The organism is Microbacterium sp. 22296, assembly GCF_052045385.1.
Classification (GTDB): Bacteria; Actinomycetota; Actinomycetes; order Actinomycetales; family Microbacteriaceae; genus Microbacterium.
In genome coordinates this window covers 68,835-91,048 of sequence record NZ_JBQEOS010000001.1, presented here as the reverse complement: position 1 = coordinate 91,048, position 22,214 = coordinate 68,835, and the positions used below count along the sequence as shown (strand labels likewise).

The 22,214-nt window shown below is 70.2% G+C and carries 17 protein-coding genes and 2 riboswitches; of the genes, 7 read left to right on the top strand and 10 right to left on the bottom strand.

The genetic code is table 11. The features are described 5' to 3' along the window. Nucleotides 1-25: 25 nt before the first annotated feature. Nucleotides 26-1,570 (bottom strand): ABC transporter permease, encoded by a 1,545-nt coding sequence (locus ACTJJP_RS00425; protein WP_440773098.1) that lies wholly within the window; start codon nt 1,568-1,570, stop codon nt 26-28. A gap of 150 nt (nt 1,571-1,720) precedes the next feature. Further along, the gene (locus ACTJJP_RS00420; protein ID WP_440773097.1) at nt 1,721-3,514 is read right to left on the bottom strand and encodes an ABC transporter family substrate-binding protein; all 1,794 of its coding nucleotides are present in this window, start codon (nt 3,512-3,514) and stop codon (nt 1,721-1,723) included. 259 nt (nt 3,515-3,773) lie between these two features. On the opposite strand from ACTJJP_RS00420, the gene ACTJJP_RS00415 reads away from it, so the two are divergent. Continuing rightward, complete coding sequence (locus tag ACTJJP_RS00415; RefSeq protein WP_440773096.1) at nt 3,774-4,643, top strand: CPBP family intramembrane glutamic endopeptidase; 870 nt, start codon at nt 3,774-3,776, stop codon at nt 4,641-4,643. A gap of 15 nt (nt 4,644-4,658) precedes the next feature. Here ACTJJP_RS00415 and ACTJJP_RS00410 read toward each other — a convergent pair whose 3' ends face one another. The 8 genes from ACTJJP_RS00410 to ACTJJP_RS00375 form a co-directional block, all read right to left on the bottom strand. After that, nucleotides 4,659-6,392 (bottom strand): ABC transporter substrate-binding protein, encoded by a 1,734-nt coding sequence (locus tag ACTJJP_RS00410; RefSeq protein ID WP_440773095.1) that lies wholly within the window; start codon nt 6,390-6,392, stop codon nt 4,659-4,661. Between the two features lie 149 nt (nt 6,393-6,541). After that, on the bottom strand, nt 6,542-9,328 hold the full coding sequence (gene gcvP, locus ACTJJP_RS00405; RefSeq protein WP_440773662.1) for an aminomethyl-transferring glycine dehydrogenase: 2,787 nt from the start codon (nt 9,326-9,328) through the stop codon (nt 6,542-6,544). A 107-nt stretch (nt 9,329-9,435) separates the two neighbouring features. Continuing rightward, nucleotides 9,436-9,810, bottom strand: a complete 375-nt coding sequence (gcvH, locus tag ACTJJP_RS00400; protein ID WP_440773094.1) for a glycine cleavage system protein GcvH — start codon at nt 9,808-9,810, stop codon at nt 9,436-9,438. Further along, nucleotides 9,807-11,093, bottom strand: coding sequence for a glycine cleavage system aminomethyltransferase GcvT (locus ACTJJP_RS00395; RefSeq protein WP_440773093.1), 1,287 nt, complete (start codon nt 11,091-11,093; stop codon nt 9,807-9,809). The genes gcvH and ACTJJP_RS00395 overlap by 4 nt, the downstream gene beginning before the upstream one ends. 48 nt (nt 11,094-11,141) lie before the next feature. Then, a riboswitch (glycine riboswitch) is annotated at nt 11,142-11,250 on the bottom strand. Then, nucleotides 11,251-11,345, bottom strand: a riboswitch (glycine riboswitch). It abuts the riboswitch before it with no gap. 83 nt (nt 11,346-11,428) lie between these two features. Further along, nucleotides 11,429-11,905, bottom strand: a complete 477-nt coding sequence (locus ACTJJP_RS00390) for a hypothetical protein (RefSeq protein ID WP_440773092.1) — start codon at nt 11,903-11,905, stop codon at nt 11,429-11,431. A 20-nt stretch (nt 11,906-11,925) separates the two neighbouring features. Next, nucleotides 11,926-13,521 (bottom strand): hypothetical protein, encoded by a 1,596-nt coding sequence (locus ACTJJP_RS00385; RefSeq protein ID WP_440773091.1) that lies wholly within the window; start codon nt 13,519-13,521, stop codon nt 11,926-11,928. Between the two features lie 110 nt (nt 13,522-13,631). After that, nucleotides 13,632-13,970, bottom strand: coding sequence for a DUF6507 family protein (locus ACTJJP_RS00380; protein ID WP_440773090.1), 339 nt, complete (start codon nt 13,968-13,970; stop codon nt 13,632-13,634). A gap of 65 nt (nt 13,971-14,035) precedes the next feature. Continuing rightward, nucleotides 14,036-15,211, bottom strand: a complete 1,176-nt coding sequence (locus ACTJJP_RS00375) for a MarP family serine protease (protein ID WP_440773089.1) — start codon at nt 15,209-15,211, stop codon at nt 14,036-14,038. Between the two features lie 368 nt (nt 15,212-15,579). On the opposite strand from ACTJJP_RS00375, the gene ACTJJP_RS00370 reads away from it, so the two are divergent. Genes ACTJJP_RS00370 through ACTJJP_RS00345 form a run of 6 tightly spaced genes read left to right on the top strand, consistent with a single transcriptional unit; the run spans nt 15,580 to nt 22,109 of the window. Next, nucleotides 15,580-16,305, top strand: coding sequence for an NUDIX hydrolase (locus ACTJJP_RS00370; protein WP_440773088.1), 726 nt, complete (start codon nt 15,580-15,582; stop codon nt 16,303-16,305). Nucleotides 16,306-16,317: 12 nt separating this feature from the next. Continuing rightward, nucleotides 16,318-17,649, top strand: coding sequence for a quinolinate synthase NadA (gene nadA, locus ACTJJP_RS00365; protein WP_440773087.1), 1,332 nt, complete (start codon nt 16,318-16,320; stop codon nt 17,647-17,649). Continuing rightward, a complete protein-coding gene (gene nadB, locus ACTJJP_RS00360) occupies nt 17,646-19,250 on the top strand; it encodes an L-aspartate oxidase (RefSeq protein WP_440773086.1) in 1,605 nt (534 codons plus the stop codon). Before nadA ends, nadB begins: the two co-directional genes overlap by 4 nt. Continuing rightward, nucleotides 19,244-20,101, top strand: coding sequence for a carboxylating nicotinate-nucleotide diphosphorylase (nadC, locus tag ACTJJP_RS00355; protein ID WP_440773085.1), 858 nt, complete (start codon nt 19,244-19,246; stop codon nt 20,099-20,101). The genes nadB and nadC overlap by 7 nt, the downstream gene beginning before the upstream one ends. After that, the gene (locus ACTJJP_RS00350) at nt 20,098-21,228 is read left to right on the top strand and encodes a cysteine desulfurase family protein (RefSeq protein WP_440773084.1); all 1,131 of its coding nucleotides are present in this window, start codon (nt 20,098-20,100) and stop codon (nt 21,226-21,228) included. The genes nadC and ACTJJP_RS00350 overlap by 4 nt, the downstream gene beginning before the upstream one ends. Then, on the top strand, nt 21,225-22,109 hold the full coding sequence (locus tag ACTJJP_RS00345; protein ID WP_440773083.1) for a glycosyltransferase family 2 protein: 885 nt from the start codon (nt 21,225-21,227) through the stop codon (nt 22,107-22,109). Before ACTJJP_RS00350 ends, ACTJJP_RS00345 begins: the two co-directional genes overlap by 4 nt. The last annotated feature ends 105 nt before the right edge of the window (nt 22,110-22,214 follow it).

The window sequence follows — 22,214 nt, the reverse complement described above, 5'->3', positions numbered from 1 at the left end:
ACCTCCGGGAATCGGACGGCGGCGATCATGCGACGACTCGCACGCGGGGGTCGAGCGCCGCGTACGCGAGATCGGCCAGGAAGTTGAACACGATGGCGGTGATGGCGATGACGATGAAGTAGCCCATCACCGGGTTGACGTCCACGCGCTGGATCGAGGTGACGAACAGCTGGCCCATGCCGGGGATGGCGAACACTCGCTCCGTGATGACGGCACCACCCAGGAGGGCTCCCACGTCGGTGGCGATCAGGGTCACGATGGGGATCAACATGTTGCGAAGACCATGACGCATGACGACGGTGCGCTCGGGGAGACCCTTCGCGCGCGCCGTGCGGATGAAGTCCTGGTTCATCACCTCGAGCATGCCCGCACGGGCGTATCGGGTGTACCCCGCGAACGAGATCAGCAGCAGCGAGATGGTCGGCAGCAGCAGGTGCGTGAACGTGTCGATGCCGCTGATCCACATGTCGCCACTGAACCCCGGAGTCGCGGCGCCGACCGTGGCGATCGGGCGACCGTTGATGCGGGGATTGTCGACGTATGCGGGCCACGACTGCATGTAGCGGTCGAGCACGACGAGAGCGAACGAGAAGAACGCGACGAGTGCGCCGATGCGCGCCGTCATCCCGCGGTCGGGCGCACCGACGAGGTACCCGGTGATGAGGCCCACCGCGACGGCCACGACGATCAGGATGATGATCGTGGGGACCGTGGAGATGTCGAACAGTCCCTGCAGGACGTAGTAGGCGATGTACGAGATCGCACCGTTGCCGGCGGCGACGATCAGCGCACGGCGGTTCGACAGGCCCGAGATGAGCGCGGTGGTGATGACGACCACTCCGCCGATCAGCAGGAGGAGGCCGACCGGGCCGAAACCGGGGTTTCGGAACCAGTCGGTGACGTTGAAGTAGACCAGCAGGGCGATCGTCGCCGCGGCGGCGGTGCCGGCGACGATCGCGCGTCGACGCGCCGAGCCGCCGATCATGGCCTGCCAGATCACCGCCGCGACGACGGCGAGCAGCACGATCAGCCAGATCGGGATCGATGTCGCCGATTCGAGGAAGCTGTTGAACCCGAGGGCCAGGAACTCCTTCAGGAGGACCGCGACGAGGAACGACGGCAGGGAGAAGAGGAAGAAGCTCAGCAGGGTGATGCCGAAGTCGAATCCGCTGTACTGGCGGAGAGCCGACACGACGCCGACGACGATGCCGAGCACGATGGCCAGCACGAACGACGCCGTCACGAGCTGAAGGGTGGAACCCACCGCGGTGGGCAGGATGTCGAGCACGGGGGCGTTGCTGATCGTCAGGCCGAGGTCGCAGGTTCCCGCGAACGGGATGAGGCAGCCAGCGGCGCCGCCGAGCCACAGGAAGTAGCGCAGAGGGGCGGGGACGCTGAGGTCGAGCGCGGCGACGCGCGCGGCGATCAGTTGATCGCGGTTGGCGGCGGTGCTGTCGCGGAGGTCCTGGAGCGGGTCGCCGGAGTTGGCGGCGAGCACGTACATGATGAACGATGCGGCAAGGAGAACCAGGATCGAGACGGCGATGCGCCTGAGAATGAATCCGACCATCGCGGGAGGTCTTCTTTCGATCGGGTGACGGGCGCCGAAAAGGCGCCCTGGACAGGATAGTCGCGGGCGTGGCGAAACGGCGCTGCACGCACGCGAAGTGAGGCGCCGGAGCCGAGCGACTCCGGCGCCTCACGTGAGCTCAACGGGTCATCAACCCGCCAGCGTCCACTCCTGGGCGTTCCACACGATGCCGGTCTGGCCGCCGAAGTAGTCGACACCCGTCACGGAACCGTTGTCGGCGAACAGACCCGGCGACTGGAAGAGCGGAAGACCGTAGAAGTCCTTCGCCGTCGCCGTGTCGATCTGCACCTTGATGTCAGCGAGCGCGTCGGCGTCGACCGTCACCTGGCTCTCGTCGACGAGCGTGTCGACGGCGCTGTTGCTGTAGTTGTTGTAGTTTCCGCCACCGCCGGTCTTGAAGATCTGCGGGAGCGCGGCGTTGCCCGCACCGGGCGAGACCCAACCGAAGATCGACGCGTCGTAGCTGCCGCTGCCGAGCAGCGAGCTCCAGTCGGGCGAACCGGCGTCCTCGATCACGAAACCGGCCTGCTGCGCCGACTGCTGGATGGCGCGGAAGCTGTCGACACGGTTCGGGTTGTTGGTGTTGTACAGGATGCGCACCGTCGGGGTCGCACCGTTCAGCAGAGCCTTGGCACCCTCGATGTCGGGCTCGGTGAAGGCGTCGTAGCCGCTGGCCGCGACGGCGGTGGTGTACTGGTCGCCCTCGGTGGGGAGGAAGATCTGCGAGTTCAGGACCTCGGCGTCGGGGTTGACCGGCGTGACGATCGACTCGAGGATCTGCTGGCGCGGGATCGTCTTGAGGAAGGCCTCGCGGACGTTCGCGTCGGCGAAGACGCCGCCGAAGCTGAGGTCGACGTGGTCGTAGGCGAGCTGGTTGCCCGAGTGGACCGTGGCGTTCGCGTTCTCGAGCGCGGTCAGCGTGTCGGCGGAGGCCTGCGGCTGGATGGCCTGGACCTCACCGTTCTGGAGGGCGGTGACCTGCGCGTTGGAGTCGCCGATGAAGCGGATGATCAGCTGGTCGTACGAGGGCGACATCTCGCCCTTGTAGTTGGGGTTCTTGCCCAGCGTGATGCTCTGCTCGGGGGTGAAGTCGGTCACGATGAACGGACCGCTCGCGACGAGCAGGCTCTCATCGGTCGGCATCGCGGTGACGTCGTAGCCGGTGTTCCAGAAGTCGGCGGCGGCCTTCAGGGTCGCGTTCGGGGCGACCGGAGCGGCGGTGTCGCCCTTGGGGAGCGTCTTGAGCAGCTCGATGAAGTCGGCCTCGGACACTCCGGCCTTCTCGGCGAGCACGTGAGCCGGCTTGCCGATCGGGTTGACGAGCTCGTAGTCGACGTACGGCGTCGAGTAGGTCAGCGTCATCGACATGTTGTCGTCGCCGATCTCGGGGAACGCGGTCGTGTCGAGGCCGGCGGTGCTGCCCGCGAGGCTGAAGTACTGCGTGCCGCCGTTGGTGACGTCACCGGTCGCCGGGTCGAGGATCGCGTCGTTGTAGTAGCCCGAGTTGATGGCCCAGCTGACGAGCATGTCGTCGGCGTTGATGGGCTCGCCGTCCGACCAGGTCAGTCCCTCGTTGAGGGTGTACTTGACCGTCAGAGGGTCTTCCGAGACGGTCTCGTAGGTACCGAAGTCGGTGTTGTTCAGGACCGAGAAGTCTTTGTCGAGGCGCTGGAAGCCACCGAGGCCGAGACCGCCGCTGACACCGGTCAGGTAGCCGACCATGCCGTTGGTGTCGAGGTTGGCCTCGGGGGTGTCGCCGTTGAACGAGGTGAACGCGTTCGTCGTGGCGATCGTGATCGTGCCACCCGTGTTCGATTCGCCCTCGGGCGTGGCGGTGGTGGTGCATCCGGCGAGCGCCAGAGCCGCGACCGCGACTCCTGCTCCCGCCGTGAGGGCGCGTGCGCGCCGGGTCTTTTCAGACACTTTGCCTCCAGTGCAAGGTTGACGAGCACCCCACCGCGCAGAACAGCCGGGGGGAGCCGTGGATACCGAAACGATAGGTACATGTCACCTGATGGTCAAAACATTTGGATGTTTCGTTACAGACCTTTAATCTCCTGCGCGCTCATCCGAGCATTTTGACAATCCCGCGGGTCGTCGCTCCTCGGCCTCGCTCTTCCCGCGCGAGCGCTCATCGGCATCCCATAGGTCCGTCTCGATCGCGCGGTGTTGAATGTCTCCCATGTCCCGGCACCCCTCGGCCACGCACTCCGGTGCGGCTGACCTGTCGACGTCGGCAGAGACGCTCGGCCCCTTCCCCTCACCCATCGAGCGCTCCGACGGCTACGCGCGCAGGAGGCTGGCGTGGGAGGTCGTCCTCGTTCTGCTCATCAGCGTCGGCCAGTCCGCGATCTACTCGGTCGTGTCGTTCGTGCGGGCGGCGACGCGGGCGCCCATCTCGCAGCAGCAGACGCAGCTGAACCCCTCGCGCAGTGCCGAGCCGCTGTGGGACGCCATCTACCAGTTCCTCGACATCTTCTTCTCGCTGGCCCTCGTCGCCGTCGCGATCTACCTGCTGTGGGAACCGGCCGGCAACGCCCTGCGACGCATCGGTCTCGACTTCCGTCGGTTCGGGTCCGACGTGCTTCGAGGGCTCGCGCTCGTCCTGTTGATCGGCGCCCCCGGTATCGGGGTGTACGCCGTGGGCCGGGCGATCGGCCAGAGCATCGCCGTCGTGCCCGCGCCGCTCGACTCGTCATGGTGGGTCATCGCGCTGCTCGTGCTCGCGGCGCTGCGCGCCGGTCTCACCGAGGAGGTCATCTTCCTCGGATACCTCTTCGACCGGCTGCGCCGCCTGGGTTGGTCGTGGACGGGGGTCATCGTGTCGACCGCACTCCTGCGGGGGAGCTATCACCTGTATCAGGGATGGCCCTCGGCGCTCGGCAACGTCGTCATGGGGCTGGTGTTCGGGTGGTGCTACAAGCGGTGGGGACGGGTCATGCCGCTGGTCGTGGCGCACACCGTCATCGACGTCATCGCTTTCGTCGGCTACCCGCTCGCCGCCGCCTGGTGGCCGGGGATCTTCGCCCCGCCCGCCACTCCGACGCCCTGACCGCTCCCGCCTCGCTTACCGCGGGGGCCCTGACCAGGTCCAGAAAGCGGGGGGCACACCGTCGGGCTCGGAGGTGTAGTCCACTCCCCCGACTCCCTCGGCGGAGACGACAGCGCCCGTGCGTTCGAACAACGGTACGCCGGCGTAGGCCGCGAAGAGCGAGCGGTCGATCTCCTTCGCCTCGGCGAGGATGTCGACCGGATCGGTGTGCACGGTCAGCTCGGCGAACAGCTCGTCGGTGTTCGAGCCGTCCACACCCTCGGCGAGGCGGTCCCGCGCCGACCGGTACAGGCTCTCGTCCTCTCCGACCCACGAGAGGGTGGCATCCGCGGCGTCGTCCGCCGTGGCGGCGCGCACGGCGATGCCCGCCCGCGCCCCCATCGACACGAGCCGTGGGAAGACCTGCGACGACAGTTCGTCGGTCGCGTCGTAGGCCACCCGGAGGACGGCGGCGCGATCGCCGAGCGCGTTGCGCGCGGCGTCCACATCGCTTCCCGTGCCGGGCGCTCCGTTGCCCGCGACGAGGTCGTTGTAGAGCTGCCCCGTCGCCGACGAGGAGAGGAACGACTGCAGCGGCTGGGCATCGGGACGCATCGGACCGAGCACGTCGCGCACGATCGACGAACGGTCGATGGCCAGGGTCATCGCCTGGCGCAGATCGGATGCCGTCTCGTCGGCGAACCGCAGATGCAGGGTCTGGGTGGTGGGGCCGACCTGCACCTGATAGCCCGCATCGGTGAGCGTCTCGCGCTCGGCGACATCGATCTCACCCACGTTGGCGATGTCGACGACCCCCGCCTCGAGGGCTGAGAGCTGCGCCGCCCGGTCGGGGAAGAAACGCACGTTCAGCTTCTCGAGGCCCGGGAAGTGAGCGCCCTGGTAACTGTCGCGTCGCGCGAGGCTCAGCGTGTCGGCTGTCGACTCCGCCACCGTCCAGGGACCGGCGGACACGACGCTCGCGGGGTCCACGGCGGTGCCCGCGGGCACGTCGAAGCCGGTGTTCCACACCTGCGCCGCAGCCATCAGTACCGCGTTGGGTTCGACCGGAGCCTGCGGGTCGCCCTCGGGGACGGTGAGGATCGCCGTGACCAGATCGTCCACGCTCACGCCCGCGCGTTCGGCGACGACGTGCACGGGACGGTCGAGCAGCCACTGGCGGTTCCAGTCCGCGAACGGTTCGTCGTAGGTGAGGGTGAGGGTGTCGTCGGAGCGGTCGACGCGGGGCCGCGCGGTCCGGGCGTTCGGGTCGGCGGGTGTGGCGGTGTCGAAGTATCTCGTGCCCGAGACGATCAGACCGGCGTCGTCGTAGGTGGCGTCGTCGAAGAAGTGCGAGGAGACCGCCCAGCCGAAGAGCAGGTCGTCGAGGGTGACCGGCGTGCCGTCGGACCAGACGCGATCGTCGAACAGTTCGTAGCTGACCTTCAGCGGGTCGCCCTGCACGCGGGTGATGCGGCCGAGGCCGTCGTTGGGGACCACCTGCAGGTCGCCGTCGAGCGACCCGAGGTTCTCGTCGAGCAGGGAAGCCACGGCCCGGTTGGCGGGGGTGTCTCCGGTCGCGGAGGCGGCGTTGAAGCTGGTCAGTGCGCCGACGACGCCCACCGTCAGGGTGGGGGCAGGCGCCTCCTGCTCCGTCTCGGGCGCGGGCTCCGGAGCCGAACACCCGGCGAGGACGATCCCCACGGCGGCGAGAAGGGCGATGACGCGTCCCGGGCCACCGCGTCGTCGGGTCGGTCGAAGGTCCTCGTTCACGCCGTGATGCACATCGGGAACCTTACTAAACGCCCGCTGTGCGAACGCGGGGTGGGTGGGGTGAGGGCAGGCACGATCTCCCCGTCCGCGGTTCCGCGCGCGGCTTCTCGGCGACCGCTCTGAGGAACGGTCGCCGAGCGGCCCGCGAGTCAGGCGAAAGCCTCCGGCGGCGGGCAGGAGCACACCAGGTTGCGGTCGCCGTAGGCCTGGTCGATCCGGCGGACCGGCGGCCAGTACTTGCCGCGGATGAGCGAGCGCACGGGGTACACCGCCGTCTCGCGGGAGTACGGGTGCTCCCACTCGCCCACGACGACCGTCTCGGCGGTGTGCGGGGCGTTCACGAGCGGGTTGTCGTCGGCGGGCCACTCCCCCGCCGCGACCGCGAGGGCCTCGTGCTTGATCGCGATCATGGCATCCACGAACCGGTCGAGCTCGGCGAGATCCTCGCTCTCGGTCGGCTCGACCATGAGCGTGCCCGCGACCGGGAACGACATCGTCGGCGCGTGGAAGCCGTAGTCGATCAGACGCTTGGCCACGTCGTCGACGGTGACCCCGGTCTGCTCCTTGAGCGGACGCAGGTCGAGGATGCACTCGTGCGCCACCAGGCCGCCCTCACCGGCGTAGAGCACCGGGTAGTGCTCGCGCAGGCGCGCCGCGATGTAGTTCGCCGACAGCACGGCGGCGGCCGTGGCCTGACGCAGCCCCTCGGCGCCCATCATGCGGACGTAGGCCCACGAGATCGGGAGGATGCCGGCGGAGCCGTGGGGCGCCGCCGACACGGGGCCGCCGTCGAACGTGCCCCCGGCGTGGTCGGCACGCTGCGAGAACGGGTGCGACGGGAGGTGGGGCGCGAGGTGCGCCTTGGCCGCGACCGGGCCGACGCCGGGTCCGCCACCGCCGTGCGGGATCGCGAACGTCTTGTGGAGGTTCAGGTGCGACACGTCGCCGCCCAGATCGCCGAAGCGGGCGAATCCGAGCAGGGCGTTGAGGTTGGCGCCGTCGACGTACACCTGTCCGCCGGCGTCGTGCACGGCCTGCGTGATCTCGAGCACGTCGTGCTCGTACACCCCGTGCGTCGAGGGGTAGGTGATCATCAGGGCGGAGAGTTCCGCGGCGTGCTGCGCGATCTTCGCGCGCAGGTCGCCGAGGTCGACGTTGCCGGCCTCGTCGCACGCGACGACGACGACCTTCATGCCCGCGAGGATCGCGGAGGCGGCGTTCGTGCCGTGCGCCGACGACGGGATGAGGCACACCGTGCGCTCGGTGTCGCCGTTCGCGAGGTGGTAGCCACGGATCGCGAGGAGTCCCGCGAGCTCGCCCTGCGAGCCGGCGTTGGGCTGCAGCGACACGGCGTCGTAGCCGGTCACCTCGGCGAGCCACCGTTCGAGCTGGTCGATCATCTCGAGGTAGCCGTGCACGTCGGCCTCGGGGGCGAACGGGTGCACGCGCGAGAACTCCGGCCATGACACGGCCGCCATCTCGGTGGCGGCGTTCAGCTTCATCGTGCACGAACCGAGCGGGATCATGCCGCGGTCGAGCGCGTAGTCGCGGTCGGCGAGCGACTTGAGGTAGCGCATCATCGCCGTCTCGCTGTGGTGCACGTGGAAGACGGGGTGGGTGAGGTAGTCGTCGTCGCGATGAAGGGCGTCGTCGACCCCGCGCAGAGCGATCCCCTCCGGCAGTTCTTCGGTCGCGAGGCCGAACGCACCGAGGACGGCCGAGATGTCGGCATCCGTCGTCGTCTCGTCCACCGAGACGCCCACGGTCGCGTCGTCGACCCACAGCAGCTGGTAACCGCGCTCGCGGGCGCGGTCGACCACGTCCTGCGCGCGTCCGGGGACGTGCACGCGCACGGTGTCGAAGAACGCCTCGGATGCCAGCGTCAGATCGTAGGTGCGGAGGGCGGATGCCAGGATGTCGGCCTTCTGCGCGACCCGTGTCGCGATCGCGCGAAGCCCGTCGGGCCCGTGGTACACCGCGTACATCGCGGCCATGACGGCCAGCAGCACCTGGGCGGTGCAGATGTTCGACGTGGCCTTCTCGCGGCGGATGTGCTGTTCGCGCGTCTGCAGCGACAGGCGGTAGGCGGGGGCGCCGACGGCATCCTGCGACACGCCCACGAGGCGACCGGGCAGCTGACGCTCGAGTCCCGCCCGCACGGCCATGTAGCCGGCGTGGGGTCCACCGAAGCCGAGGGGGACGCCGAAGCGCTGCGTCGTGCCCACGGCCACATCGGCGCCGAGAGCACCCGGCGACCGCAGCAGGGTCAGCGCCAGCAGGTCGGCGGCGGCGACGACGAGCCCGCCCGCGGCGTGCACGGCATCGGCGACGGCCGAGAAGTCCCACACGCGCCCGGTGGCGCCGGGGTACTGCACGAACGCGCCGAACGCCTCGGGGAGCTCGCCGTCGAACGAGGTCTCGTGGATGCGGATGCCGACCGCCGCGGCGCGATGGTGCAGCAGCGCCTTGGTCTGGGGCAGCGCGTCGACGTCGACGAGGAAGACGTCGGTCTTTGCCTTCGACGCACGACGGGCGACGAGCATGCCCTCGACGACCGCGGTGGACTCGTCGAGCATCGACGCGTTGGCGGTGGCGAGGCCGGTGAGGTCGGTGACCATCGTCTGGAAGTTGATCAGTGCCTCGAGCCGACCCTGCGAGATCTCGGGCTGGTACGGCGTGTAGGCGGTGTACCACGACGGGTTCTCGAGCACGTTGCGCGCGATGACCGACGGGGTGAAGGTGTCGTGGTAGCCCAGACCGATCAGCGGGCGCGCCGAACGGTTCGTCGAGGCGAGTTCGCGCAGTTCGGCGAGCGCTTCGGCCTCGGTCGCAGCCGGCGGAATCGAGCTGGTCGCACGAGGGCGGACGTGGATGGATGCCGGGACGGCGGTCTCGACGAGCTCGTCGACGCTGTCGTAGCCGACGACCTCGAGCATGCGGGCCTGCGCCGCGGCGTCGACGCCGATGTGGCGGTCGACGAACCCTTCGACAAGCTCAGGGACCGTCTGGCGGACCGCGTCGGTGCGCGGAGGGAGAAGGGTGCTCATGCGGTGAGGTCCTCGTAGGCGGCGCGGTCGAGCAGGTCGGCCGGAAGGTCGCCCTCGACGCGGATCTTGATGAGCCAGCCGCCGGCGAACGGCTCGGCGTTCACGAGGGAGGGATCGTCGACGACCGCGTCGTTCACCTCGACGACGGTGCCCGTCAGAGGTGCATACAGCTCGCCGACCGATTTGGTCGACTCGATCTCTCCGCAGACGTCGCCGGCGGCGACGGACGAGTCGGCGCCCGGGAGCTCGACGAAGACGACGTCGCCGAGCTTGTCGGCGGCGAAGTCGGTGATGCCGACGGTGGCGACGTCACCGTCGATCGAGATCCACTCGTGCTCGGACGTGTAGCTGAGGGCGGTGAGGTCGGTCATGCGTTTCTCCGATAGAAGGGAAGGGCGGTGACGGTCGCGGGGATGCGGGTTCCGCGCACGTCGATGGTCAGTTCGGTTCCGAGTCCGGATGCCGCGGGCGCGACGAACGCCATCGCGACGGGGTGGCCGAGGGTGGGGCTGAGGGCGCCGCTGGTGATCTCGCCGACGACGTCGTCACCGTGCAGCACGGCGTATCCGGCTCGACCGGCGCGGCGGCCCGTCGAGACGAGGCCGACGAGCACGGGGGCGCCTGCGGGACCCGACGAGAGGCCGTCCTTGCCGACGAACGCCGACTTGTCGACGGCCACCACGCGACCGAGACCGGCCTGGGCGGGCACGATGTCGCGAGAGAGCTCGTGGCCGTACAGCGGCATCCCGGCCTCGAGGCGCAGCGTGTCGCGCGCGGCGAGTCCGCACGGGACGAGTCCTCGGTCGGAACCCGCGGCGAGCGCGGCGTCCCACAGCGCGCCGGCCTGCGCGGTCGGGATCATCAGTTCGTACCCGTCCTCGCCGGTGTAGCCCGTGCGGGCGACGAACAGCGGCGCCCCCTGGAAGGCCCCCTCGGTCCAGGCGTAGTAGCCGAGCTCATCGAGGGCGGTGCCGGTGACCTCGACCCCCGGAGTGGACTTCAGGATGCCGCGGGCCTCGGGGCCCTGGAGGGCGATGAGGGCGTACTGGTCGGTGTCGTCCGTGACCGTGAGGGTTCCGGTCCCTTCGACAGGCTCAGGGACCTCGGTTGCGGCGTCGGGAAAGTCGATCGCGGCGCTGGCGATCTCCATTGTGCGAGCGTCGGTCGCTGAGCCTGTCGAAGCGTCCGACGCGGGGGCTCCGGGACCATCGACAGGCGCAGGGACCTCGGCCGACGCGGGGACCCACGTGCGCTGAGCCAGGTCGAACGCCGCCGCCACGGCATCCCGATTTCCGGCGTTCGAGATGACGAGGAATCTCTCGTCCCCCGTGCGGTAGACGATGACATCGTCGACGATGCCGCCGCTTTCGGCGAGCACGAGCGAGTACTTCGCTTTGCCGATCTTCATGGTCGACAGGCGTCCGGCGAGCACGTAATCGAGGAAGGCCGCGGCGCGGGCACCCTCGACGCGGAACTCGGCCATGTGCGAGATGTCGAACAGTCCCGCGGCCTCGCGCACCGCGCGGTGCTCGGCGAGGTCGGAGGTGTAGCGCACGGGCATGTTCCAGCCGCCGAAGTCGGTGAACGAGGCACCGAGGGCCTCGTGCCGATCGTGCAGCGGCGACGTGCGCGGTGGAGCGGGGGTTTCGGTCATGAGTTCTGCCGTTCGCGATGACGGACAGACGCCGGTCGGCGCCTGGAGAACTCCCCCTCTGTCATGGGCCTGAGAGTTTCACTGCCGCGTTGCGGACGCGCAGCTTTCACCGTCGGCGGATCCGGCGCACTGCACCCGGATCACTTTCCAGAGTGGCCCGATCGACGCGGTACGCGTACCTGAGAGATTGGCGGGGAGGCTTGCTCCTTCGGTGCCCGGCTGCGTTCGCCGGAGCTCTCCCGCATCGATCATGGGGCCGGTGTGGACTTGTGGGGTCAGCTTATCGGAGGGGTGGGCGGGGCACAGCCGCAAATGTCGCTCGATTGAAGCGCACCTCAATACTTGTCGCCCCGCCACACGCCCTCCGGCAGGCGAACGCACGGCGCAAAAGAGTCGACGTCTAGCTCAGCCTGCTCTCGCGAGTACCGCACGATCCACATCGAGCCGTGTGCGCCGATGATGTCCACCAACGAATCGTCATGGTCCACCCGAAGGCGGACCATCAGATCCTCTCGATCGGAGAAATGTGAGGCGATCTGGCCGGTGACGCGCTCTGGAGAGGGATCACCCATGACGGATGCCGTCAACCCGCCGGCCCAATGCTCGCCTTCGCCGCCGGAACACGGGAGGAACGTGCCCTTCGATCGCTGGTCTATGTCGGTCAACACATCCGGCGTAAGGGTCTCGGCGATCTCACGTTCGATGCTCTGAGCGCGAGCCTTCGCTTGATCCAGAGTCATACTCTCGTCCACTCCACCGCCGGGCGGCGCGCAGCTCGTGAGGAGCAGGCTGGCGAAGGCCAAAAGCGTCACGCTGCGAGTTGCACGCATCTTCAACGGAACATCTCCTCGGACAGGCTGTTCAGCAGCGGAAAGTTCTCCGGCGACACGTCGACTACGAGGTCGTGATTTCTGACTGGCGAGAATGATCCGCGGAAGGACGGTCCATCCGGATCCACGAAGGGCGCCAGATCACCACCCAGCGGTACGTCGTAGTCGCCTGGCCGATCGTAGACGTGCTTGTCGAAGGGCGCGGTGACATCCGGGTTGCGGCCCTCCCCCACCAATCCCGCGTCCTGCGCCATGGAGAGGAAATCCGTATAGCTCCAATGGAAGTAGCTCGTGGTTGGATCAGCGGTCCATTCTCGGGGAATCCACGCTCCGGCGAAGGAATGGATGGAGTCGTAATGAGTGCCGACCGCTTCCGAACCGGTGAGGGGAACCAAGCCCCAGCTGTAACCCGCCCCGATCTGACGCGCGTGGCCCACGGCCGGGTCGCTCCGCATCTCGCCCATGAATTGCGCCAAGGTCTCACCCGCGGGGAGCGCCCGCGATGATCCGTTGGCTTCGAGAATGCCGTTCAATTGATCGGACCATTCGTGCCCCTCGTTGTCACCCGGAAATTCCGTGCCCTTCCATGCGAACGCCACCATCTCGGCATCCTGGCCCACCAGCCACGCCGGCATCGCCTGAGCGCCACCCCGATAGAAGCTCTGCACCGACGTGAACGTCCCCGGCACGTACGTCAGCACCCGCTGCGTGGCCGGACCCGGGGTGCCGATCATTTCGGCGATGCGGTTCTCTTCCGGTTGGTAGAGGACGAGCTGCACGTCGCCGGCTACGACGCGCTCCAGGTATGCGCGTTCGGCGGTGAGGCGGTCGAGCGTGCTCTGCCGCTCCGTTCGTAAGGTCGCCATCGTCCCGTCCGTCAGGAGTGCCTCGTAGTGCGCGATGTCTCTGTCGACGAGCGCGACCCGATCGCGCGCAACGACCCGGTTCGCGGCGACGCGATCGAGTGGCGGCACTCCGCCGAGCGCGCCCACCACGTTGGGCGCCCCGTTCGTGAGAGCGGTCCTCGCAGCAGATGTCAGCGAACTCCACCAGTCGCGGATCTCTCCCGGCGCCGGCGGGCGCCGGCGGATCCGGTCCGCCCACTCGGGGTGGTCTGCGAGGAGTGTCCGCACGCGTCCTGCGCCGCCGCGTGCGGCTTCGACCAGCGGGGCGAGCACGATTTCGCGCGCCGCCCGCTCCGTTTGCACCTGCCACGTGATGCGCGGCCCGGTGAGGGGTCCCGTGCCCCCGACAGCCGCCAGCGGCAGGGGCGGAGGCGCGGCCAGACCGGCGAGATCCCGACAGGCCTCGTCGAGCACACCGGCGATGTTCGACCGCAGGCGTGCAACTGTCACATCGAGATCTGTGCGCGCGAACGCCGCTCCCGAGGCTCCGCGCGCGGCCTCGTCGGCCAGGACGGATCGACGCCATTCGAGGAGGCGGAGCCCGTCGACCAGTTCACTCAGCACCTCACCCACGCGCGCGAACGTCTCACTCGTCTGGGTGCCGCCCTCCGCGAGAGCCGTCATCCTGTCGGTCAGTTCCCCGACTTCGGGCGCGTCGTACCGCGAGCGCAGTTCGCGCCATCCCGCGACCACGTCCTCTGCGCACGCGGCGACCGCACCGCACCGGCCCCGCAGACGAAGCGCGGTTCGCTCGAGCTCATCGGAGCGAACGGGCACCTCCGGGAGGTCCAGACCAGCGCTGCTCACGAGACCCTCCAGCGTCCGTGACCACGCGAGGACGCTGCGCGGTCGGTGTCGACGGCCATCGCGGCATCCGCGCGGCAGTATTCGACGACCGCGTGTTCAGCGGCCGACAGCACCGCTCCCCCGTGCTCCGCGAGGGCCGTCGCGCGCTCCACCCAGGGGTCCACCGCCTTCGCGAGGGCGCGGGCGAGATCGGGCGCCGGGGCCACGGCATTGCGAATCTCCTCCGCGACGAACAACACTCCGAAGACGGCTTGGGCGAGCGCATCGAGACGCTGCGCCGTCCGCGCCGCGAGGTCGAGGAAGCCGGAGACGTCGATCGCATATCGGTCAGCCATGCGGCGACCCTAGGGAAATCGGCGGACACGCCTCGGAATCTCTCCACAGGCGCGGCGGGTGATGCTCAGCCCCGCGTACAGCTCCCGGATGCCACGGGCACCGCCAGCGCATCCATCTGCGCCATGACCGGCTCGAGCTCGACCGACGTCATGGCGTACCCGACGTTGTCGTCGGTGTCGGAGCGGGCGAACACGATCCCGCCGACCTCACCACCCGTGGTGAGAAGCGGTCCGCCGGAGTTGCCGGGGCGGACGATCGCGGCGAGCGCGAAGATGTCGCGCGACGACGAGGAGCTGTCGTAGATGTCGGGGACGGGGACCGTTCCCTCCGACAACACCTGGGCGCTGCCCGAGGTGAACGGCCCTCCGCCGGGGTATCCCTGCACGACGGCCGACGATCCGACGTCGAGCGTCGAGACGATGGGGAGGGGCGCGGCATCCAGACCGTCGACGGCGACCACGGCGATGTCGTCGATGGGGTCGAAATAGACCACGCGTCCTTCGCGGGCGGGGCGACCGGGCAGTTCCACGACCGGTGTGTCGACGCCGGCGACCACGTGCGCGTTCGTCATCACGCGGTCAGCGGCCACGACGAACCCCGAACCGCTCGATGTCACACCGCACGCGTACGCGGTGCCCGAGATGCGGGCGACCGACTGCGCCGCCTGCGTCAGGGCCGGATCGTCGAGCGCGACAGCGGGGGCGCTGGGCACGGGGCCGATCTGGATGAGCTGACCGAGACGCGGGATGCCCTCGGCGAAGACGGTTCCGCGGAGCTCCGCGAGCGCCCCGCGCACCGGCGCCGGGGTCAGGTCGTCGATCGTCCGGACCACGGTCGAGGAGCCGAGCGCCGCCGACACGACCGGCAGGCCCACGGGCGTCAATGATCCGGCGGCGAATGAGATGGCGAGCGCCGCAGCGGCGACGTTGACCACTCCACCGAGGAGTCGCTCGGGCACCCGCAGCTTGATGCGATCGGCACCGCGACGGATGACGCCGCCCACGGCGGTGCCGAGACCCGAGCCGATGAGTAGAAGCAGGATGCCGGTGAGGATCATCGCCGGCCCGCGCCACGACGGCGACGTGACCCACTGCCCCACGAACGGCGTCGCCCAGTACGCGGCCACGGCGCCGACGGCGAGACCGGCGAAGAAGCCAATGGTCGCGAGGAACCCGCGTGCCAGGCCCGTGATGAGTGCGATCACCAGCAGGGCGATCAGAACGATGTCGATGAGCGGCATCCGACCTCCCCAATCCGACTCTCACGCTAGGCCGCGCATCTGAGAGAACCCTTTCGACACGGCCGGGCCGGGGTCTGCTCGGGCGTCGGCATGGTTCGGGGCGTGATCTGCGGGTTGGGGCGGCAGATCGCGCCCCAAAGACATGATCACGCCCCGCAGCCCGGGCCCCGCGCGGGCCGCTCGCGCCGCGCGCGCGTCGCGCGTGCCGCCGCAGCGGCGACTCGGCGCAGGGTTCGGGGCGCATTGCGCGCACCGGGGCGGGCGATGCGCGCCCCGAAGGACGAAACCCGCCCCGAAGCCATGTCCACGACGCCGATTCGCCCTTCGGGTCGACATGACACTAAGATCGATCCGGAGATATGGTCACCATGACAAGAACCCCTGCCCCCGAGATCCGCGACGCCGACGTGCGCGTCGCGGTCTCGACCGTGATCTTCAGCGTGCGCCGCGACGCGCACGACGAGCCCGTGCTCTCGCTCCCCCTCGTCCGTCGCACCCGCGACCCGTTCGACGGCCGGTGGGCGCTGCCCGGCGGATGGCTCGACCCGGCCGAGGGGCTCGACGTCGCGGCATCCCGTACCCTCGCCGAAACCACCGGGCTGACCCCCAGCTACCTCGAGCAGCTCTACGCGTTCGGGGCGGTCGACCGCTCCCCCACCCGGGTCGTGTCGATCGTGTACTGGGCGCTGCTGCGCTCCGACGAGGTCGACGCGCAGGTCGCCGCCCACGCGCGCGAGGGCGACGCCCCCGAGAACGTCGAGTGGTTCGACGCGACCGACCTCCCGGCCCTCGCGTTCGACCACGACGACATCGTCGAGTACACGCTCTGGCGCCTGCGCAACAAGGTGGGATACAGCCGGATCGCGCACGGCCTGCTGCCCGATGAATTCACGCTCGCCGACCTCCGCGAGGTGAACGAGACCATTCTCGGCAAACGACTGGATCCCGCGAACTTCCGCCGTCAGGTCGACACGTCCGACACCCTCATCCCGACCGAGCGCTTCCGCACGGGAAGCCATCGCCCCGCCCGCCTCTACCGCTACAACCGCGATGTGGAGCTCGCCGACCGCGGCCCGCTCCCCACCCGTCACTGATCGGAACCGCCCATGTCCGCCACGCCCCTCACCCTGCAGCCCCGCCCCGCGATCGACCCGAGCGTCGACCACGCGATCCAGGCGATCGTCTCCGGCGCGTCGATCGACGCCACGTGCACCACCGACCTCGCGGTCGGCCCCTGGGACTTCGACAGCCGTCCCGGGTACGGTCCGGGCTCGTCGATGGGCGACGTCATCCCGACCGGTGCCCCACGCCAGGGCGAGCTGCCCCAGCAGTACCGCGACGCGACCGACGACGAACTCGACGAGCGCATCCGTGCGGCGAAGGCCGCTCTCGGCGACCGCGCGGTCGTGCTCGGGCACTTCTACCAGCGCGAAGAGGTCGTGCGCCACGCCGATTACGTCGGGGATTCGTTCCAGCTCGCCAATGCGGCCCTTGAGCACCCCGAGGCCGAGGCGATCGTCTTCTGCGGCGTGCACTTCATGGCCGAGACCGCCGACCTGCTCTCGCGCCCCGAACAGGCCGTGATCCTGCCGAACCTCGCCGCCGGATGCTCGATGGCCGACATGGCCGACATCGACCAGGTCGAGGAGTGCTGGGAGCAGCTCGAAGACGTGCTCGGCGACCTCGAGACGCCGGATGCCGACGGCCTCGTGCCCGTCATCCCGGTGACGTACATGAACTCCTCCGCCGCCATCAAGGGCTTCGTGGGCCGACACGGCGGCATCGTCTGCACCTCCTCGAACGCGCGGACCGTGCTCGAGTGGGCCTTCGCGCGCGGGCGCCGCGTGCTGTTCTTCCCCGACCAGCACCTGGGCCGCAACACCGCCAAGGCGATGGGCGTGCCGCTCGAGCAGATGCCCCTGTGGAACCCGCGCAAAGCCCTCGGCGGCTCGACCGCCGAGCAGGTGCAGGACAGTCGCGTCATCCTCTGGCACGGCTTCTGCTCGGTGCACCGCCGCTTCACCGTCGACCAGATCGACAAGGCGCGCGCCGAGCACCCCGGCGTCCGCGTGATCGTGCACCCCGAGTGCCCGATGGACGTCGTGGATGCCGCTGACGAAGCGGGGTCGACCGACCTCATCCGCAAGGCGATCGCCGCCGCCACAGAGCCCACGACCTTCGCCATCGGCACCGAGATCAACCTCGTGCAGCGCCTGGCCGCGCAGTACCCGCAGCACGAGATCTTCTGCCTCGACCCCGTGGTCTGCCCGTGCTCGACGATGTACCGCATCCACCCGGGCTACCTCGCGTGGGTCCTGGAATCGCTCGTCGCAGGTGACGTCGTCAACCGCATCACGGTCCCGTCCGATGTCGCCGCCCCCGCGACGGTCGCCCTCGAGCGCATGCTCGCGGCCAAGCCCAGCGGTGCGGTGAAGTGACCACCGTCGTCGTGGTGGGCAGCGGCATCGCCGGTCTCACGGCGGCGCTGCACGCGGCGGAGCACGGATGCCACGTCACCATCGTGACGAAGGGCGACCTGTCCGACACCAACACGCGCTGGGCGCAGGGCGGTGTGGCCGCCGTCACCCACCCCGCCGACAGCCTCGCCTCGCACGCGGCCGACACGAGAACCGCGGGCGCGGGGCTGAACGACCCGGCCGCGGTGAACGTGCTCGTCGGTGAGGGGCCCGCACTCATCGCCGAACTCGTCGCGCGCGGCGTCGGCTTCGATCGCACGTCCGACGGTGACTTCGCCCGCGGGCTCGAGGCGGCGCACGCGATGCCGCGCGTGCTGCACGCCGGCGGCGACGCGACCGGGGCAGTGATCCAGGCGGCGCTCGGCGCCGCCGTGCGCGGCGCCGGTGTGCGGGTGCGCGAGCACGCGCTCCTGCGCGACCTCGTGCTCCGCGGTGAGCGCGTCGTCGGCGTCGAGCTCGACGGCGGCGAGCGCATCGCCGCCGACGCCGTGATCCTCGCCACGGGCGGCGCGGGTCAGCTCTACGCGCACACCACGAATCCGACCGGGGCGACCGGCGATGGCATCGCCGCGGCGCTGCGCGCGGGCGCGGCGGTCGCCGACCTCGAGTTCGTGCAGTTCCATCCCACGGCCCTCGCCGTCGGAGCACCGTTCCTCGTGTCCGAAGCCGTGCGCGGCGAGGGCGCGACGCTCATCGACGATGCCGGACGCCGCTTCTGCTTCGACGCGCACCCCGACGGCGAACTCGCTCCGCGCGACGTCGTGGCCCGCGCGAACGCGCGGGCGATGGCCGCGCAGGACGGGCGTCCGGTGCGTCTGGATGCCACAGCGCTGGGAGCGCAGCGTCTCGCGCAGCGCTTCCCCACCATCGACGCCGCCGTGCGGGAGCGCGGTCTCGACTGGGCCGTGGACCCCATCCCCGTCACGCCCGCGGCGCACTATCTGATGGGCGGCGTCGTGACCGACCTCGATGGACGCACCACCGTGCCCGGGCTGTACGCGGTGGGCGAGACGGCCCGGACGGGCGTGCACGGCGCGAACAGGCTGGCATCCAATTCCCTGCTCGAGGGAGCGGTGTTCGGTGCGCGCGCGGGTGACGCCGTGGCGCGCGAGCGCGCGTGGCCGGTCGCTCCTCCGGCGAAGCGAACCACCGCGGCACCACCGTCGCTCCCGCACCCGGCGCCGGATGCGGAGCCCTTCTCACGCACCGCGCTGCAGAGTCTGATGTGGACCGAGGCCGGACTCGTCCGCGATGCGGCCGGTCTGGACCGCGCGGCCGGAGTCCTCGCGGCGTGGAGTGCCGTCCCTTCGCCTCGGTCGATCGAGGATGCCAACCTCCTTCTCGTCGCCCGCCACGTCGTCGCCGCGGCCCGGGCCCGCACCGGATCGGTCGGTGCGCACTACCGCTCCGACGCCGGGACACCGGACCTCCCCGCCCCGGGCACTGCCGCGGCGAGCGCGCCGATCTCCGCCGCGAGCACGGTCATCGCAAGGCCCCACCCCACCACCGCGCCCGATGTCTCGGCATCCGCTCCCCTGCCCCAGGAGGTCCTCGCATGCTGACCCGTGCCGCCATCGATCGCGTCGTCTCGGCCGCCCTCGAAGAGGACGCGCCCTGGGGCGACCTCACCAGTGACACGCTCATCCCGGCCGATGCGACCGCGCGGGCCGTGCTCGTCGCGCGCGTCGAGGGCGTCTTCAGCGGCGCCGAGGTGTTCGCGGCCGCCTTCACGCTCACCGACTCGTCCGTCGAGGTCGAACAGCGGGTCGCCGACGGGCAGCGGTTCGCGCCGGGCGACACCCTCGCGCTGGTCACCGGTCCCGCGCGAGCGGTGCTGACCGCCGAGCGGATCGGCCTCAACTTCGTCCAGCGCATGTCGGGGATCGCGACACTCACCAGCCGGTACGTGGCCGAGGTCGCGCACACGGGTGCCCGGATCGTCGACACCCGCAAGACGACTCCGGGGCTCCGCGCACTCGAGCGTCAGGCGGTGCGCGACGGCGGCGGCCACAACCACCGCTTCTCGCTCTCGGATGCCGTGATGGCGAAGGACAATCACCTCGCCGTGCTGACGGCGAGCGGGCTCTCGGTGACCCAGGCCCTCGAGAGCGCGATCGCGAGGCTCCCGCACACCACGCACGTCGAGGTCGAGGTGGATCGACCCGACCAGATCGACGCGGTGCTCGCCGCGGGCGTCGGCACGATCATGCTCGACAACTTCTCGCTCGACGACCTGCGGGTGGGGGTCGCCCGCATCGCCGGGGCCGCTCAGATCGAGGCCTCGGGCGGGGTGACGCTCGACACCGTGCGCGCGATCGCCGAGACCGGGGTCGACGTCATCTCGGTCGGGGCCCTCACCCACTCGGCTCCGTCGCTGGATCTGGGCCTGGACATCCGTATCGAGACGGCGTGACGCTCTACCTCGACAACGCCGCGACCACCCCCGTGCGCCCCGAGGTGCTCGAGGCCATGGCGCCCTACCTCACGCGGTTCTTCGGCAACCCGTCCAGCCATCACGAGGTGGGCGAGGCCGCGGCATCCGCCCTCGACGATGCCCGCCGCCGCATCGCCAGCGTCCTCGGTATGCGCGCCGGCGACGTGATGTTCACCTCCGGCGGCACCGAGTCGAACAACGCCGCGATCAAGGGTCTCGTCCTGGGCTCCGACCGCCGGCACCTCGTCACGACGGCGATCGAGCACGAATCGGTGCTCGCCTCGGCCGATTACCTCGCGCGCCTCCACGGCGTCGAGGTCGCCCACGCGGCGGTCGACGCGACGGGGACCCTCACGCCCGAGGTCCTCTCCGACGCGCTCCGCGACGACACGGCGCTGGTCAGTGTCGGTTACGCCAACAACGAGGTCGGCACGATCCAGGATGCCGGTGCCCTGGCGGCCGTCGCCCACGCCCGCGGCGTGCCGCTGCACCTCGACGCCGTCCAGGCCGCCGGGTGGCTGCCCTTCGCCGGGCTCGGGGCGGATGCCGTGACCGTGGCCGGCCACAAGATCGGCGCGCCGAAGGGCACCGGCATCCTCGCCGTCCGGGGCCGGCTGCCGTTCGAGCCGCTGTTGCACGGCGGCGGACAGGAGCGCGGGCGTCGCTCGGGCACTCCCGACGTCGCCGGGGCGGTGGCCATCGCCCGCGCCCTCGAACTCGCGGAGGCGGAGCGTGGCGACGAGGCCGCGCGGGTGTCGGCCCTTCGCGACGCCTTCACCGCCCGGGTGCTCACCCTCGTCCCCGGCGCCCGGGTGACCGGGCACCCGACCCGGCGGTTGCCGGGTACGGCGAGCTTCGTCTTCCCGGGCACCAACGGCGAGACGGTGCTGCTCGAGCTCGAACGCCGCGGGATCGTCTCCTCGAGCGGATCCGCGTGCGCGGCGGGCAGTGACGAGGCCTCGCACGTGCTGACGGCCCTCGGCGTCGGTCACGACGTGGCGCGCACCGCCGTGCGCTTCACGCTGCCGCACGGGATCACGGCATCGCTGGACCCGGTCGCCGATGCGGTCGCCGATGCGGTTTCGGCCATAGGATCGCGCGGGTGAGTTCCCCCGCGGTCACCGTCATCGTTCCCGGCTTCGACGTCGCCGAATACGCCGAAGAGGTGCTCGACTCGCTCCGCGCGCAGACGCACTCCCGGTGGACCGCCGTGCTGGTCGACGACGCGTCGACCGACGACACGACCCGCATCTTCGCCGACGCCGCGGCCGCCGACCCGCGGTTCCGTTTCGTGCGCCACGACCGGCAGCGCGNGCGCAACACCGGGCTCGCCCTCGTCGACACCCCGTACACGGCCTTCCTCGACGCCGACGATCGGATGCGGCCCGAGGCGCTGACACGCCTCACCGCCACCCTCGAACGCACGGGTAGCGACTTCGTCGTGGGCGCGTACGTTCGTCTGCGGCCGGATGCCGACGGACACGGCTACACCGCCGGCGACGTGCAGCCGTGGGTCACCGCGGCCACCGACCCGTCGCGGGAGCGGACGACCCTCGCGGCGCACCCCGCGGCATCCGGGAACATCGTCGCGTGGTCCAAGGTGAGCCGCACCTCCTTCTGGCGCGCGCACGACCTGCGTTTCCCCGAGGGGCGCTACTACGAGGATCAGGTGCTCGCTCAGCGCATGTACACGCTCGCCGGGACGTTCGACGTGGTCCCGGATGTGGTCGTCGAGTGGCGGCAGCGCCGCGACGGCGGCTCGATCACCCAGCGACTCGGCGAACTCGACGTGCTGCGCGACTACCTCGACGCGCTCGGCGAGGGCATCGCCCTGCTGAGGGCGGCCGGGGCGGATGCCGCGGTTCACGAACGCGCGGTGCTCATCCGCACGCTCGACCTCCCGCCGCTGCTGCGCATCGCCGAGACGCACCCCGACCCCGCGTACCGGGTGGCCCTTCAGGCGTTCGTCGAGACGCTGCCTGCGTGAACTCTGCCCGCTTCGTCCGCAGCCGTTCCTGCCGCGCGACCGTCGGCGAGGGCTGAGCGCGTCGACGCCGCCGATACCCGCGCACGAGCGAGCCGTCCGACGGGC

Coding starts and splice junctions, on each gene's coding strand:
- nadC (WP_440773085.1), top strand. CDS start 19,244: ATGCTGACCCGTGCCGCCATCGATCGCGTCGTCTCGGCCGCCCTCGAA.
- ACTJJP_RS00380 (WP_440773090.1), bottom strand. CDS start 13,970: ATGGCTGACCGATATGCGATCGACGTCTCCGGCTTCCTCGACCTCGCG.
- ACTJJP_RS00425 (WP_440773098.1), bottom strand. CDS start 1,570: ATGGTCGGATTCATTCTCAGGCGCATCGCCGTCTCGATCCTGGTTCTC.
- gcvH (WP_440773094.1), bottom strand. CDS start 9,810: ATGACCGACCTCACCGCCCTCAGCTACACGTCCGAGCACGAGTGGATC.
- gcvP (WP_440773662.1), bottom strand. CDS start 9,328: ATGCTCGAGGTCGTCGGCTACGACAGCGTCGACGAGCTCGTCGAGACC.
- ACTJJP_RS00370 (WP_440773088.1), top strand. CDS start 15,580: ATGACAAGAACCCCTGCCCCCGAGATCCGCGACGCCGACGTGCGCGTC.
- ACTJJP_RS00375 (WP_440773089.1), bottom strand. CDS start 15,211: ATGCCGCTCATCGACATCGTTCTGATCGCCCTGCTGGTGATCGCACTC.
- ACTJJP_RS00395 (WP_440773093.1), bottom strand. CDS start 11,093: ATGACCGAAACCCCCGCTCCACCGCGCACGTCGCCGCTGCACGATCGG.
- ACTJJP_RS00415 (WP_440773096.1), top strand. CDS start 3,774: ATGTCCCGGCACCCCTCGGCCACGCACTCCGGTGCGGCTGACCTGTCG.
- nadA (WP_440773087.1), top strand. CDS start 16,318: ATGTCCGCCACGCCCCTCACCCTGCAGCCCCGCCCCGCGATCGACCCG.